The sequence below is a fragment of the Nocardioides sp. SR21 genome (genome assembly GCF_022761125.1).
Lineage (GTDB): Bacteria > Actinomycetota > Actinomycetes > Propionibacteriales > Nocardioidaceae > Nocardioides.
The window spans coordinates 214,869-228,848 of record NZ_JAKWJR010000003.1 but is presented as its reverse complement, the minus strand read 5'-3'; the positions used below and the strand labels follow the sequence as shown (position 1 = coordinate 228,848).

At 70.9% G+C, this 13,980-nt stretch carries 13 protein-coding genes; 9 read left to right on the top strand and 4 right to left on the bottom strand.

Going from position 1 to position 13,980, the window contains the following annotated elements; genetic code table 11:
• Positions 1-7 precede the first annotated feature (7 nt).
• Positions 8-2,812: an RNA helicase gene (locus MJ604_RS07120; protein WP_243057626.1), complete on the top strand. Its 2,805-nt coding sequence runs from the start codon at positions 8-10 to the stop codon at positions 2,810-2,812.
• Here the strand turns inward: MJ604_RS07120 and MJ604_RS07115 are convergent.
• Positions 2,791-3,453, bottom strand: coding sequence for an NAD(P)H-binding protein (locus MJ604_RS07115; RefSeq protein WP_243057625.1), 663 nt, complete (start codon positions 3,451-3,453; stop codon positions 2,791-2,793). The genes MJ604_RS07120 and MJ604_RS07115 overlap by 22 nt on opposite strands.
• Positions 3,454-3,470: 17 nt before the next feature.
• Positions 3,471-4,406 carry a 5'-3' exonuclease H3TH domain-containing protein gene (locus MJ604_RS07110; RefSeq protein WP_374458336.1) on the bottom strand — a complete coding sequence of 312 codons (936 nt, stop codon included), beginning with the start codon at positions 4,404-4,406 and terminating at the stop codon, positions 3,471-3,473.
• A 28-nt stretch (positions 4,407-4,434) separates the two neighbouring features.
• Between MJ604_RS07110 and MJ604_RS07105 the strand changes: the two genes are divergently transcribed.
• On the top strand, positions 4,435-4,887 hold the full coding sequence (locus MJ604_RS07105; protein WP_243057624.1) for an Lrp/AsnC family transcriptional regulator: 453 nt from the start codon (positions 4,435-4,437) through the stop codon (positions 4,885-4,887).
• A gap of 95 nt (positions 4,888-4,982) precedes the next feature.
• On the opposite strand, the gene MJ604_RS07100 is transcribed toward MJ604_RS07105, so the two are convergent.
• Positions 4,983-6,449 carry a KamA family radical SAM protein gene (locus MJ604_RS07100; protein ID WP_243057623.1) on the bottom strand — a complete coding sequence of 489 codons (1,467 nt, stop codon included), beginning with the start codon at positions 6,447-6,449 and terminating at the stop codon, positions 4,983-4,985.
• Positions 6,450-6,521: 72 nt separating this feature from the next.
• Here MJ604_RS07100 and MJ604_RS07095 point away from each other — a divergent pair, with 72 nt between their 5' ends.
• From MJ604_RS07095 to MJ604_RS07065, 7 genes are all read left to right on the top strand, one after another.
• Positions 6,522-7,556, top strand: a complete 1,035-nt coding sequence (locus tag MJ604_RS07095) for a zinc-binding dehydrogenase (RefSeq protein ID WP_243057622.1) — start codon at positions 6,522-6,524, stop codon at positions 7,554-7,556.
• Positions 7,553-9,124, top strand: coding sequence for a lysine 5,6-aminomutase subunit alpha (locus tag MJ604_RS07090; protein ID WP_243057621.1), 1,572 nt, complete (start codon positions 7,553-7,555; stop codon positions 9,122-9,124). Before MJ604_RS07095 ends, MJ604_RS07090 begins: the two co-directional genes overlap by 4 nt.
• Positions 9,121-9,879, top strand: a complete 759-nt coding sequence (locus MJ604_RS24180) for an OAM dimerization domain-containing protein (protein ID WP_243057620.1) — start codon at positions 9,121-9,123, stop codon at positions 9,877-9,879. Before MJ604_RS07090 ends, MJ604_RS24180 begins: the two co-directional genes overlap by 4 nt.
• Entirely contained in the window at positions 9,879-10,265 is a 387-nt protein-coding gene (locus MJ604_RS07080; RefSeq protein ID WP_243057619.1) for a hotdog domain-containing protein, read from the top strand. The genes MJ604_RS24180 and MJ604_RS07080 overlap by 1 nt, the downstream gene beginning before the upstream one ends.
• Before the next feature lie 387 nt (positions 10,266-10,652).
• Entirely contained in the window at positions 10,653-12,227 is a 1,575-nt protein-coding gene (gene lnt / locus MJ604_RS07075) for an apolipoprotein N-acyltransferase (RefSeq protein ID WP_243057618.1), read from the top strand.
• The gene (locus MJ604_RS07070) at positions 12,224-12,967 is read left to right on the top strand and encodes a polyprenol monophosphomannose synthase (protein ID WP_243057617.1); all 744 of its coding nucleotides are present in this window, start codon (positions 12,224-12,226) and stop codon (positions 12,965-12,967) included. The genes lnt and MJ604_RS07070 overlap by 4 nt, the downstream gene beginning before the upstream one ends.
• Positions 12,967-13,434 (top strand): FxsA family protein, encoded by a 468-nt coding sequence (locus tag MJ604_RS07065; RefSeq protein ID WP_243057616.1) that lies wholly within the window; start codon positions 12,967-12,969, stop codon positions 13,432-13,434. Before MJ604_RS07070 ends, MJ604_RS07065 begins: the two co-directional genes overlap by 1 nt.
• A gap of 50 nt (positions 13,435-13,484) precedes the next feature.
• Here the strand turns inward: MJ604_RS07065 and MJ604_RS07060 are convergent, their stop codons facing one another.
• Entirely contained in the window at positions 13,485-13,868 is a 384-nt protein-coding gene (locus MJ604_RS07060) for an RNA polymerase-binding protein RbpA (protein ID WP_243057615.1), read from the bottom strand.
• Positions 13,869-13,980 lie beyond the last annotated feature (112 nt).

Genomic DNA, 13,980 nt, shown 5'->3' with positions numbered 1-13,980 from the left:
TGGCGCCATGAGCACCGCGGACGAGCAGGACCTCTCCCCGTCCGAGAGGTACGCCGACTACCGCAAGGGCCGCCAGCACCCGGTGCTGCGCGGCTTCCGGGCGCTCTACGACTTCCCGCTCGACGACTTCCAGGTCCGCGGCTGCGAGGCGATCGAGGAGGGCCGCGGCGTGCTCGTCGCCGCCCCGACCGGCTCCGGCAAGACGATCGTCGGCGAGTTCGCCGTGCACCTCGCGCTCGAGACCGCGCGCAAGTGCTTCTACACGACGCCGATCAAGGCGCTGTCGAACCAGAAGTACAACGACCTGGTCGCGCGGTACGGCCCCGAGAAGGTCGGCCTGCTCACCGGCGACAACGTCGTCAACGGCGAGGCGCCGATCGTGGTGATGACGACCGAGGTCCTCCGCAACATGCTGTACGCCGGCTCCCGCACCCTGCTCGGGCTGGGCTTCGTCGTCATGGACGAGGTGCACTACCTGGCCGATCGTGCCCGCGGCGCGGTGTGGGAGGAGGTGATCATCCACCTGCCCGAGTCGGTGTCGGTGATCTCCCTGTCAGCCACCGTCTCCAACGCCGAGGAGTTCGGCGAGTGGCTGGCGACGGTCCGCGGTGACACCGACACGATCGTCGAGGAGCGCCGCCCGGTCCCGCTCTACCAGCACGTGATGGTCGGCAAGCGGCTCCTCGACCTGTTCGCCTCCTCCGACGTGGACGCGGCCGCCGGGTTCGTCAAGGAGGGCGCCCCGGTCAACGACGAGCTGATCAAGGTCGCCCGCGACGACTGGGCGAGCAACCGGATGCGCGACCGCCGGTCTCCGCGCGACCGCAACCGGCGCGCCACCAACAAGTACAACGTCGGCAACGGCCGCCGGGTCTGGATCCCCAGCCGTGTCGACGTGATCGAGCGGCTCGACCGCGAGGGCCTGCTCCCGGCGATCGTCTTCATCTTCAGCAGGGTGGGCTGCGACGCGGCCGTGACCCAGTGCCTGAACGCGAACGTCCGGCTGACCACCCCGGAGGAGCGCGACGAGATCTACGAGTTCGTCCAGGACGCCTGCAAGTCGCTCCCGGCCGCCGACCTCGAGGTGCTCGGCTACCACGACTTCCTCGACGGGATCAGCCGCGGCGTCGCCGCCCACCACGCCGGCATGCTGCCGAAGTTCAAGGAGTGCGTAGAGGCGCTGTTCCTCCGCGGGCTGTGCAAGGTCGTGTTCGCGACCGAGACGCTCGCACTCGGCATCAACATGCCGGCCCGCACGGTCGTCATCGAGAAGCTCGACAAGTGGAACGGCGAGACCCACGCCGCGATCACGCCGGGGGAGTACACCCAGCTCACCGGCCGCGCCGGCCGCCGCGGCCTCGACGTCGAGGGTCACGGCGTCGTCCTCTGGCAGCCGGGCATCAACCCGCGCGAGGTGGCCGGCCTCGCCTCCACCCGGACCTACCCGCTGCGCTCGTCCTTCCGGCCGTCGTACAACATGGCGGTCAATCTCGTGCACCAGTTCGGCCGCGAGACCTCGCGCGAACTGCTCGAGCAGTCGTTCGCCCAGTTCCAGGCAGACAAGGCCGTGGTCGGCCTGGCCCGCCAGCTGCACAAGAGCGAGGAGGCGCTGACCGGCTACCGCGAGGCCGCGACCTGCCACCTCGGCGACTTCATGGAGTACGCCGACCTGCGCCGGCGCATCAACGAGGCCGAGAAGGGCGCGAGCCGCGCCCGCCGCGCGGACCGGCGCGAGGAGGCGCTGGAGTCGCTGCGCCACCTCAAGCCGGGCGACATCATCCAGGTGCCCACCGGGAAGTTCGCCGGGTACGCCGTCGTCGTCGACCCGGGCTGGTCACCGGACGGCCCCCGGCCGTTCGTCGTGACCGCGGACCGACAGGCCCGGCGGCTGGCGATGATCGACTTCCCCGAGCCCGTCGCGGCGCTGGGCCGGGTGCGGATCCCGAAGAACTTCAACGGCCGCAACCCGCAGATGCGCCGCGACCTCGCGTCCGCGCTGCGCTCCCGCACCCACGACCTCGCGCCGCCGCCTCCCGGCAAGGGCAAGCCGCAGCGCGACCCGGCGCGCACCCTCGCCGACGACCAGGTGGCGAAGCTGCGGGCCGAGCTCAAGGCGCACCCGTGCCACGAATGCCCGGACCGCGAGGACCACTCCCGGTGGGCGGAGCGCTACTTCAAGCTCGACCGCGACGCGCAGACACTCAAGCGCCGCGTCGAGCAGCGCACCAACACGGTAGCGCGCCAGTTCGACCGGGTCTGCGACGTGCTCACGGCGCTCGACTACCTCGACGGCGACTCGGTGACCGACCGGGGTGGCCACCTGCGCCGGATCTACTCCGAGCTCGACCTGGTCGCCGCGGAGTCGATCCGGCTGGGGCTCTGGGACGACCTCTCGCCGTCCGGCCTGGCGGCCGCCCTCTCGACCCTGGTCTTCGAGTCCCGGCGACCGGACGACGCCTCCTCGCCGCGCATCCCCGGCGGCGACGGCGTGCGCGACGTCATCGCGGAGATGGTCCGGCTGTGGGGCCAGCTCGACGCCCTCGAGCGCGACCACAAGCTCGACTTCCTGCGCCAGCCCGACCTCGGCTTCGCGTGGGTCGCCTACCGCTGGGCCGAGGGCGACGACCTCAACAGCGTGCTGGACGCGAGCGACATGGCGGCCGGCGACTTCGTGCGCAACACCAAGCAGCTCATCGACCTCGCCGGGCAGGTCGCCGACGCGGCCGGCGACTCGCCGCTGCGCGAGACCGCGCGCGAGGTCGTGAAGCGGCTGCGCCGCGGCGCGGTCGTCTACTCGGCGCTCGAGGACTGAACGGCCTCCTCGACCGGCACGTCGCCGTTGACGAGGTTCCACTGCCGGTCGATCGTCGTGTCGACGTCGATGACGGCGGCGACCACGGCGGCCACGTCGGCGCGGGTGACGTCGCCGCGCGCCACGTCGGGACCGAGCGCCACCTTGCCGGTCGCCGGGTCGTCGGTCAGCCGGCCGGGCCGGATGATCGTCCAGGCGAGCCCGCTGTCGCGCAGCGCGGCGTCCGCGTCGCGCTTGGCCTCGACGTAGGCCCGCCAGACCTCACCGGTGTCCTCGGGCAGCGGGTCGTCCACGTTGATGGCGGAGATCTGGACGAACCGGTCGATGCCGGCGGACCGCGCCCCGGCGATGGACTTCAGCGAGCCCTCGAGGTCCACGGTGCGCTTGCGCTCGACGTTGCCGTCCGGACCGCCGCCGGCGGCGAAGACCACCGCGCCGCAGCCGTCGAACGCGGCGGCGAACGCATCCGCGTCCTGCGCCTCGATGTCGAGGATCCGCACCTCGGCCCCGCGCTGCTCGAGCTCGGCGCGGTACTCCTCCTTGCGCACCAGCGCCACCGCGTCGTGGTCGGCGCGCCGCAGCACGTGGATGAGCTGACGGGCCACCTGTCCGTGGCCCCCGACGATCGCTACTCGGGTCATGCCGACCACCGTACGGGCTAGGTGCAGAGCACCTCGGTGAGCCGGGTGACCGGGCTCTCGAGCCCGTAGCGCGCGCCCAGCTCGGCGACCCGAGCCAGGTCGCGCGGCTCGCGGGGGAGCCGGGTGTCGGGGGAGCCGAGGTCGATGTCTCGGGCCACCGCGACGACGGTCGGCGCGACCTCGAGGTACGCCGCCGCCGCCTTGATCTTGCTCCGCGGGCCGGGGCCGAGGTCGGCGTCGGGGTCGAGCGACGCCGCGATGATGCCGTCCATGTCGCCGAACCGACCGAGCAGCGTCGCCGCGGTCTTCTCGCCGATGCCGGCGACGCCGGGCAGCCCGTCGGAGGCGTCGCCGCGCAGCGTCGCGAAGTCGGCGTACTGCCGCGCGTCGATGCCGTACTTCTCCCGGACCCAGTCGTTGGTGACGCGCTCGTGCTTGCCGACCCCGCGGGCGATGTAGAGCACGCGCACGTCACGCTTGTCGTCGACGAGCTGGAACAGGTCGCGGTCGCCGGTCACGATGTCGACCGGCTGCTGCGCCTGGGCGGCGAAGGAGCCGATCACGTCGTCGGCCTCGAACCCGTCCTTGCCGACGACCGTGATCCCGAACGCGTCCAGCACCTCCAGGATGATCGGGATCTGCACCTCGAGCGGGTGCGGGACCTCCTCGACGTCCGGGGCGCCGTCACGCTCCTTGACCACCCGGTGGCCCTTGTACGACGGCACCAGGTCGACGCGCCACTGCGGCCGCCAGTCGTTGTCCCAGCAGCAGACCAGGTCGGTGGGGCGATAGTCGCCGACCAGGCGCGAGATGAAGTCGAGCAGCCCGCGCACCGCGTTGACCGGCGTACCGTCCGGCCCCTTGATCTCCGGCACGCCGAAGAAGGCGCGGAAGTACATCGAGGCGGTGTCGAGGAGCATCAGGCGTCCGGGCTGCGGTGTCACGAGCCGCATCCTGTCATGCGCCGCTACTGTGTCCCGCGTGACTCAGTCCGAACTCGAAGGCACCGACCGGAAGATCCTCGAGCTGCTCGCGCACGACGGCCGGATGTCGTTCACCGACCTCGGCAAGGCGACCGGGCTGTCCACCTCCGCGGTCCATCAACGCGTCAAGCGGCTCGAGTCGCGCGGGCTGATCACGGGCTACGGCGCGACGCTGGACCACGAACAGCTGGGGCTGCCGCTCACGGCGTTCATCTCGATCCGGCCCATCGACCCCTCCCAGCCCGACGACTCCCCGGAGCGGGTGCGCGAGATCCCCGAGATCGAGTCCTGCTGGTCGGTCGCGGGGGACGAGTCCTACATCCTCAAGGTCCGCGTCTCCTCGCCGCTCGCGCTGGAGGACCTGCTGGCCCGGATCCGCGCGGCGGCCAACGTCTCGACGCGGACCACGATCGTGCTGTCGACGCCGTACGAAGGCCGCCCGGTCAGCTGACCTCCGCGTCGCTGGGACGCACGGAATGGTCACCAACCGCAGATTTCGGGCCTGAAATCTGCGGTTGGTGACCATTCCGCGTCATGCGGGAGCGATCACCAGGCCTGGAGCGCGGCCGTCCGTCGCGACGCCTCGGCCACCTCGGCGGCCTTGAGGGCGGAGCTGTCGAGGTCGGAGTGCTCGGCCCACCAGCGCTGGCCGGCCTCCGGCAGCGTGTGGATCGGGTCGTAGTACTCGTAGGTCCGCGACAGCGCGTCGGCGGACTCCGCCTCGATCGAGGTGCGGTAGTTCTTCGTCCAGTAGGAGATGCCGCGCTCCTGGTCGTAGTCGGCGAGCTGGTGCACCCAGCGCTTGCCGACGAACGGCACGTCGCACACGATCCGCGGCGTCGCGAAGCCCGGCAGGTAGCCCATGATGTGGTGCTGCAGCCGCTGGGCGTCGGCGACCGACACCCGCCAGTGCTCCGAGAACGGGATCATGTCGCACATGTAGAAGTAGTACGGCATGATCTGCGCGCCATCGAGGAGCCGGAAGCACAGGTCGAGCAGCGCGTGCGGGTCGGCGTTGACGCCGTTGAGCAGCACGCCCTGGTTGCGCACGTCGCGCACGCCGGCGTCGAGCATCGCGCGGGTCGCGTCGGCGACGAGCGGGGTGATGGAGTTCGCGTGGTTGGCGTGCGTGTGGATCGCGAGCGAGACGCCACGCGAGCGGGCCACACCCGCCACGCGCGACATGCCCTCGACGACGTCGTCCTGCAGCCAGTGCTGGGGGAGTCCGACCAGCGCCTTGGTGGCGAGCCGGATGTCGCGGATGTTCTCGACCTCGAGCACCGACATCAGGAACGACTCGAGCCGCGGCCACGGCATGTTCGCGACGTCGCCGCCCGACACGACCACGTCGCGGACCTGCGGCGTACGACGGAGGTAGTCGATCATGTCGCCGAGGCGGTCGTTGGGCTTGCCGACGAACTTCAGCTTGTCGATGACAGCCGTCGAGTTGCCGACGAGGTCCATGCGCGTGCAGTGGCCGCAGTACTGCGGGCAGGTGGGGAGCAGCTCGGCGAGCACCTTGGTGGGGTAGCGGTGGGTCAGCCCCTCGGCCACCCACATGTCGTGCTCGTGCAGCGAGTCCCGCGTGGCGTGGGGGTGCGAGGACCAGTCCGTGCGCCGGTCGGAGAAGACCGGGATCATGTAGTGGCGGACCGGGTCGGCGTAGAACGCGTCGGTCAGCGAGCCGGGACCGGAGGGACCCCCTTGATCCAGGGCGTGCGGAACCATCGTGTTCATCATCTGCGGCGGCACCAGCATCGACATGGTGGCCCGCTCGGCCTGGTCGCGCTCGAGGTCGGCGTAGAACCGCTCGTCGACGAGGTCACCGAGCAGCTCGCGCAGCTGCTTGACGTTCTTGATGCAGTGCGCCCGCTGCCACTGCACGGACGCCCAGTCCTCGGCGGTGACGTCCTTCCAGCCCGGGAAGCGGGTCCAGTCGGGCTCGACGAGCTCGACCCGGGAGTACGGGTACGGCTGGCCGGTCTCCAGGCCGATAGCGGTCTCGATGCTCATTCGTCCACTGTAGGCGGCGATTCTCCGGCTTGTCGAATGCCGCGCCGTAGATTTTCCCGTTAGGCTGCGGATATGCGAGACGTTCACTCTGACCCGACCGGTCTGCACCGGGTGCTCGACGGCGAGGTCCGGCTGCCGCAGGCCGCCGATCGGCTCGACACCCGCCGCGAGCTCTGGCCCGACGAGGTGCGGATCCGCGTCGAGCGGCTCAACCTGGACGCCGCGTCGTACCGCCAGCTCGAGCGCAAGCACGGGGGCGACGGCGCCGCGATCCGCGCCGAGGTGCTGGAGATCGTGGGCGCCCGCGGCAAGATGCAGAACCCCGAGACCGGCTCCGGCGGCATGCTCATCGGCACTGTCGAGGAGGTCGGCACCGACTCGCCGCTGGGCCTCGCGGTCGGCGACCACGTCGCGACCCTCGTCTCGCTCACGCTGACGCCCCTGGTCATCGAGGACGCCCTCGCCGGCTGGGACGGTTTGGGGGAGCAGGTGCCCTGCGACGGGTACGCCGTCCTGTTCGGCCGCTCCATCGCCGCGGTCCTCCCCGACGACCTGCCGACCGAGCTGAGTCTTGCGGTCATGGACGTGTGCGGCGCCCCCGCTCTCACCGCCCGGGTCGTGGGCGAGTACGACGCACCGGTCGTCGCCGTGATCGGCGGCGCCGGCAAGTCGGGCTCGCTGAGCCTCGCGGCCGCGCGCGCCGCGGGCGCCAAGCGCACCATCGGCGTGGTCCCGCACCAGGCGGAGGCCGACCTGCTGCGCGACTCCGGGCTCGCCGACGAGGTCGTCATCTCGGACGCGCGCGACCCGATCGCCCTGCGCGACGCCGTCACCGCCGCCGGTGGCCCCGCCGACGTCACCGTCGTCTGCGTCGACGTACCCGGCTGCGAGGGCGGCGCGATCCTCGCCACCGCCGACCGGGGCACGGTCGTCTTCTTCTCGATGGCGACGTCGTTCTCCGCCGCCGCACTGGGCGCCGAGGGCCTGGCCGCAGATGTCACGATGCTGGTCGGGACCGGGTACACCCCCGGCCACGCGGCGTACGCCCTGTCCCTGCTGCGCGAGTCGTCCGGCGTGCGCAGCCTGTTCGAGAGGCGGCTGGCATGACCCGACACGTGGGCAAGCTCGAGCTCGACCCGCAGACCGTCAAGCAGGCGCGGGCGCTCGCCCGCAAGGCCGGCCGGCCGATCGTGACGATGGCCAAGAAGCACACGACCGTCGCCGTCGAGCGGGCCACGCTCCGCCTCGCCGGCCTCCAGGGCGCCGACGCCGAGGGCACGCCGTGGGTCAACCGGCTGCTCGACGTGGTCCGGGCCGACACCGGGCTGGAGCACGGCGTCGCCCTGCCGGTGTGGGACGCGCTGCTGCGCGGCGAGGCCGACGACCTGCCCACGCTGGCGCAGAAGGCGTCCGCGGGGTCGGTGAGGTTCCGGCTGCCGGAGGGCAAGGACGCCGAGCGCGCCCGCAAGGCCTCGGCACGGCAGGTCGGTCGCGGCATCAAGCTCATCGACACCCGCCGGGTGGAGCGCGACCGGATGATCAAGCGACACGGCGACGCGCCGCGCCAGCCGTGGATCTACCTGATCGTCGCGACCGGTGACATCTACGAGGACATCCCGCAGGCCCAGCAGGCCGCGCGCGAGGGCGCCGACGTGATCGCGGTGATCCGCTCGACCGGCCAGAGCCTGCTGGACTTCGTGCCCGAAGGCGCGACCCGGGAGGGCTTCGCCGGCACGTACGCCACCCAGGAGAACTTCCGGCTGATGCGAGCCGCGCTGGACGAGTCCAGCAAGGAGCTCGGGCGCTACGTCCGGCTGACCAACTACGCCTCCGGGCTGTGCATGCCGGAGATCGCGGCGCTGGCCGGCATGGAGCGTCTCGACATGATGCTCAACGACTCGATGTACGGGATCCTCTTCCGCGACATCAACCCGGTCCGCACCTTCGTCGACCAGCGCTTCAGCCGCCAGGTCCACGCCCGCGCCGGGATCATCATCAACACCGGCGAGGACAACTACCTCACGACCGCGGACGCGGTCGAGGCTGCGCACACGGTCACCACCAGCCAGCTGCTCAACGAGTACTTCGCCAAGGAGGCCGGGCTCGAGGACTGGCAGCTCGGACTCGGGCACGCGTTCGAGATCGACCCCAACGTCCCGGACTCGTTCCGCCTCGAGCTCGCCCACGCGATGCTGGCGCGCGACCTGTTCCCGAACGCCCCGCTCAAGTGGATGCCGCCGACGCGGCACATGACCGGCGACGTCTTCCAGGGCTACCTCCTCGACGGGTTCTTCAACCTGGTCGGCGCGCTCACCGGCCAGGGCATCCTGCTCGTCGGGATGATGACCGAGGCCGTGGTGACGCCCTGGCTGTCCGACCGCGACCTGGCGTTGCAGAACGTGCGCTACGTGATGAACGCCGCCGGCAACCTGCACGAGGACTTCCGTCCGCAGCCGGACGGCTTCATCGCGAACCGCGCCCGCCAGGTGCTGGGGGAGTCGGTCGACCTGATGCACCAGATCCTCGACCACGAGCACGGGCTGCTCGACGCGATCGCGGACGGCACGTTCGGCCTGATGAAGCGGCCGGCCGACGCCGGCCGCGGCCTCGAGGGCGTCGCCAAGAAGTCCAGCGCCTACTACAACCCGGCGTCCGAGATCCTGGAGGCTCAGTGAACAAGCAGGCGAGCGACGGACACATCATCCGGCCGTACGGCGACACGACCGGCGACGGCATGGTGCAGGTGAGCTTCACGCTCCCGATGCCGCACTCCAAGGTCGCCGAAGGCGCGGCCGCCCAGCTCGCCAACAAGATGGGCATCGACCCCGCGATGGTCGTGCACGCCAAGGCGATGGGCCCGGACTTCACCTTCTTCGTCGTCTACGGCCGGGTCAACCACCTGGTCGACGTGAGCAAGGTGGAGGTGGTCGAGCGCGACTACCCCCTGTTGTCGCCCAAGGAGGCCAACGCCGCGATCAAGCGGGCGCTGCGCCGCCGGCTCACCGTGGTCGGCGCCTGCATCGGCACCGACGCGCACACGGTCGGCATCGACGCGATCCTCAACATCAAGGGCTTCGCGGGGGAGAAGGGCCTCGAGTACTACCGCGAGCTCAAGGTCGTGAACCTCGGCGCCCAGGTGTCGGTGCCGCAGCTCGTCGAGCGGGCCCGCGCCGAGAAGGCCGACGCGGTGCTGGTCTCGCAGGTCGTCACCCAGCGCGACGCGCACCTGCTCAACACCCGCGAGATGTCGGCGGCCTTCCGCGAGTCGTACCCCGCCGACAAGCGCCCGTTGCTGATCGTCGGGGGTCCGCGCTTCGACGAGGGCGCGGCCGCGGACCTCGGCGTCGACCGGGTCTTCGGCCGCGGCACCACACCGGGCGAGGTCGCGTCGTACCTCGTCCACCAGCTCGTTGAGAGGAAGGCGTCCTGATGGCTGCCGAGGTCGGAACCGTCGTCACCCACCGCCGCTACGTGCCGTACTCCCACGCCCACTACGCGGGGAACCTCGTGGACGGCGCGTACAGCCTCGGCCTCTTCGGCGACGTCGCCACGGAGATGTGCATCCGCACCGACGGCGACGAGGGCCTGTTCGCGTCGTACTCCGACGTGCAGTTCAAGGCGCCCGTCCGCGCCGGTGACGTGCTCGAGATCCGCTGCGAGCTGGTCCGGGTCGGCACCCGCTCGCGGGTCATGGAGTTCGCGGTCCACGTCGTCGCGCGCGGCGCTGCCACCGAGGAGAAGCCCGGCGCCGCCGAGGTCCTCGACGAGCCGATCCTCGCCACGTCGGCGACCGGCACCGTCGTCGTCCCCGGCTAGCCGTGCGGCGCGTCGCGAGCGACACGCCGTGCCTCGGTGAAATTCGGTGCGGACTTCGCCGGGGAGACAGTCCCGGTGACCTGCGCAGATGCGCGTTTTCGCAGGTCAGGAGACGCTTGACAGCCGGCCTCCGCAGGATCCAACCTGTGCCGTCTGCTCATGCAGATCGAGGGCTGCGATCGATGACCGACGGTCACCTCGGCGGGTGAACGCCAACACCCGGCCGGTGTGTACTCGGCAGCGTTGCGCACCACGAGAGCTGACACGGAAAGGGTCTGCGTCCCTTAGACAACAGCCCGGTCCCGGCAACCAGCCGGTCCCGAGCTGGTACGAAGGGCGCGGACCCTTCCGCGTCCTCGGGTCGTGCCCACCCGGTATTTTCTAGACGTGCCGATCCGCCTTCTCGCTGCCCTCGCCTCCGGCGTTGCGCTGGCGCTCGCGTTCGAGCCGGTGGCGCTGCCGGTCCTGATCCCGTTCGCGGTCGCCGGGTTCGTGCTCAGCTGCCGCGATCTGGGCGTTCGCAGGGCCCTGCTGGTGGGGTGGGCGTTCGGTCTCGGGTTCGAGTTCGTGCTGCTCTTCTGGATGCGCACCGTCGGGCCGGACGCCTGGATCGGTCTCTCGATCTGGCAGTCCCTCTTCTTCGCCGTCCTCGGTGCGGCCACCGCGGTGCTGCAGCGACACGGCCTCTGGCCGTTGTGGGTCGCTGCTGCCTGGGTGACAAACGAGCTGTGGTTCACCCACTGGCCGTTCAGCGGGATGCCGTGGGGCCGGCTCGGCTTCGCCGTCGTCGACACCCCGGTCGCCGATGCGCTCCCGTGGATCGGCAGCACCGGGGTCAGCTTCCTGCTGGCGCTCAGCGGCACGCTGCTCGCCTGGATCGTGGTCGCGCGCGAGCGCGAGCGCTGGATCGCCGGCGGGGTGCTCGCCGGCCTCGTGCTGGTCAGCCTGGTGCCCGTGGTCGTCGGCTGGGAGAGCGAGTCGTCCGGCGAGGTGACGGTCGCGGCGATCCAGCCCGACGTCCCCGGCAACGGCGACAACATCCTGTTCGACCACCGCCAGGTCACCCAGAACCTCGTCGACCTGACCAGCCGGCTCGCCGACGACGTCGAGGCGGGCGCCGAGCCGCTCCCGGACTTCGTGCTCTGGCCCGAGAACTCCACGGCGGTCGACCCGTTCCGCGACGTCCAGATCAACGCGAACATCCGGACGGCGAGCGCCGCGATCGGCGTGCCGATCATGGTCGGCGCGATCGTCGACGCCGGTCCCGACCACGTGCTCAACCAGGGCATCGTGTGGGATCCCGTCACAGGCGCGGGGGACCGGTACACCAAGCACCACCCCGTGGTGTTCGGTGAGTACATCCCGTTCCGCCGCTACCTCGACAGCCTGCAGATCGGGCGGCTGACCATGGTCGGGCGCGACATGCTGGCCGGGACGCGGGAGGAGCCGCTGCTTGTCGCCGGCGTCCCGGTGGCGAACTCGATCTGCTTCGACGTCGCCTACGACGACGCGATCTACGCCCAGATCCGCAACGGCGCCGAGCTGTTGACCGTGCAGACCAGCAACGCGACGTTCATCCACACCGACCAGATCGACCAGCAGTTCGCGATCACCCGGCTGCGGGCCATCGAGACCGGCCGGTGGCTGGCGGTCGCGTCGACCAACGGCATCTCCGGCGTGATCGCCCCGGACGGCCGCGTGGTGGCCACCGCGGACCCGCGCACCCAGGCGGCGATGGTCGAGACGATGGGCCTGACCACCAGCATCACGCCGGCCGTGCGGATGGGCGCGTGGCCCGGGCGGTTCCTCGTCGCGCTGACTGCCGTTGGCCTCGTGGTCACCCTTCTCTCGGCCAAGGTCCCGTATGGTCGGCGCCGGAACCGGCAGCAGGCCGAGGACGACGGCCCGCCAGGCTCCGACGTCCCGCTGGCCGCCACCGCGAGCGAAGGGACGAACGGGTGAGCTTGGGACGGGTGGTCGTCGTGATCCCGACCTACAACGAGGCGAGCAACCTCGAGTGGATCGTTGGTCGGCTGCGCACCGCGCAGCCCGAGGTCGACATCCTCGTCGTGGACGACGGTTCGCCCGACGGCACGGGGACGATCGCCGACCGGCTGGCGGCCGCCGACAGCGCGGTCTCGGTGCTCCACCGCACCGAGAAGGCGGGGCTCGGTGCGGCGTACCTCCACGGCTTCCAGGTCGCGCTCGACGCGGGCTACGACGTGATCGGCGAGATGGACGCCGACGGCTCCCACCAGCCCGAGCAGCTGCACCTGCTGCTCGACGCCCTGGGCAGCGCCGACCTCGTGATCGGCTCCCGCTGGATCCCGGGCGGCTCGGTGGTCAACTGGCCGCGGCGGCGCGAGGCGCTCTCCCGCGGCGGCAACCTGTACGTGCGGATGCTCCTGGGCATCAAGGTCCGCGACGCGACGGCCGGCTACCGCCTGTTCCGGCGTACGACACTCGAGAAGATCGACCTCGCCTCGGTGGAGTCGACCGGCTACGTCTTCCAGACCGACATGGTCGCGCGCACGCTGGCGGCCGGGCTCACGGTCCGGGAGGTGCCGATCGAGTTCGTCGAGCGGGTCCGTGGGGACTCGAAGATGAGCGGCGCGGTCGCGACCGAGTCGCTGAAGCGGATCACCGTGTGGGGTCTGCGGGAGCGGGCCGCGCAGGTACGCCGCGCCTGGGGACGACGCTGATGGCCACCCGGCGCCGGTCGATCCTGCCGGCCGTGCTGTTCACGATGTTCATCATCGTGCCGATCGTCGAGATCTACGTGATCATCCAGGTCGGCCAGGTGATCGGCGCCTGGTGGACGGTGCTGCTGCTCGTGGCCGACAGCATCTTCGGCGCCTGGCTGATCAAGCACGAGGGCGGCCGGGCCTGGCGCGGCCTGCGCGAGGCGCTGGAGGACGGGCGGATGCCCGCCACCGAGCTCGCGGACGGCGCGCTGATCCTCGTGGGCGGCACGCTGATGCTGGCGCCGGGGTTCGTCACCGACGCGTTCGGCATCCTGCTGATCCTGCCGTTCACACGGCCGCTGTTCCGGCGGCTGCTGGCGGCCGTCGTCGCGAGCCGGATCACGGTCCTGGACGTGAAGCGCCCCGGACCCCAGAGCCCTGGTCAGGGCCCGGTGGTCCGGGGCGAGGTCGTCGACGACGACTGAACGCTGGTCGCCTGCCTGACGACGCAGCCCACGCTCGGCGTGGCCTGCTGTCAGGAGACCTTCTTCTTCTTCTGGTTCGCGCGGTGCAGGTGCGCGGGACCGATCTCGCCGCCGCGCAGCAGCTCGAGGCGCTCCTTGAGGATGTCCTCGAGCTCCTTCTCCGAGCGCCGCTCCAGCAGCATGTCCCAGTGGGTGCGGGCCGGCTTCTCGGCCTTCACCTCGGGCACGATGCCCGAGACGCTCAGCGCCTCGGCACCGCAGCGCGGGCACTCCCACACCGCCGGGACGTCGGCCTCGACCGACATCGTGATCTCGAACTCGTGCGCCTGCGGGCACCGGTAACCAACCTGCTGACGAGCGGCGAACTCGATGCCGCGCTCGTCCTCAAAACTCTGGCCCCCGAGCCGCGCTCCACGCAGTGTGCGCTCTGCCATGAGCCACCTCCCGAATCTGTTCCCCCGGATAGTCGGACCTGCAGCGCACGAACATGGAGAACATGTGCGCTGGAATCAAGACGCTTACCCGTCTTGATGACGTCTCAACCAG

Coding starts and splice junctions, on each gene's coding strand:
- MJ604_RS07120 (WP_243057626.1), top strand. CDS start 8: ATGAGCACCGCGGACGAGCAGGACCTCTCCCCGTCCGAGAGGTACGCC.
- MJ604_RS07115 (WP_243057625.1), bottom strand. CDS start 3,453: ATGACCCGAGTAGCGATCGTCGGGGGCCACGGACAGGTGGCCCGTCAG.
- MJ604_RS07110 (WP_374458336.1), bottom strand. CDS start 4,406: ATGCGGCTCGTGACACCGCAGCCCGGACGCCTGATGCTCCTCGACACC.
- MJ604_RS07100 (WP_243057623.1), bottom strand. CDS start 6,449: ATGAGCATCGAGACCGCTATCGGCCTGGAGACCGGCCAGCCGTACCCG.
- MJ604_RS07095 (WP_243057622.1), top strand. CDS start 6,522: ATGCGAGACGTTCACTCTGACCCGACCGGTCTGCACCGGGTGCTCGAC.
- MJ604_RS07090 (WP_243057621.1), top strand. CDS start 7,553: ATGACCCGACACGTGGGCAAGCTCGAGCTCGACCCGCAGACCGTCAAG.
- MJ604_RS07080 (WP_243057619.1), top strand. CDS start 9,879: ATGGCTGCCGAGGTCGGAACCGTCGTCACCCACCGCCGCTACGTGCCG.
- MJ604_RS07065 (WP_243057616.1), top strand. CDS start 12,967: ATGGCCACCCGGCGCCGGTCGATCCTGCCGGCCGTGCTGTTCACGATG.
- MJ604_RS07060 (WP_243057615.1), bottom strand. CDS start 13,868: ATGGCAGAGCGCACACTGCGTGGAGCGCGGCTCGGGGGCCAGAGTTTT.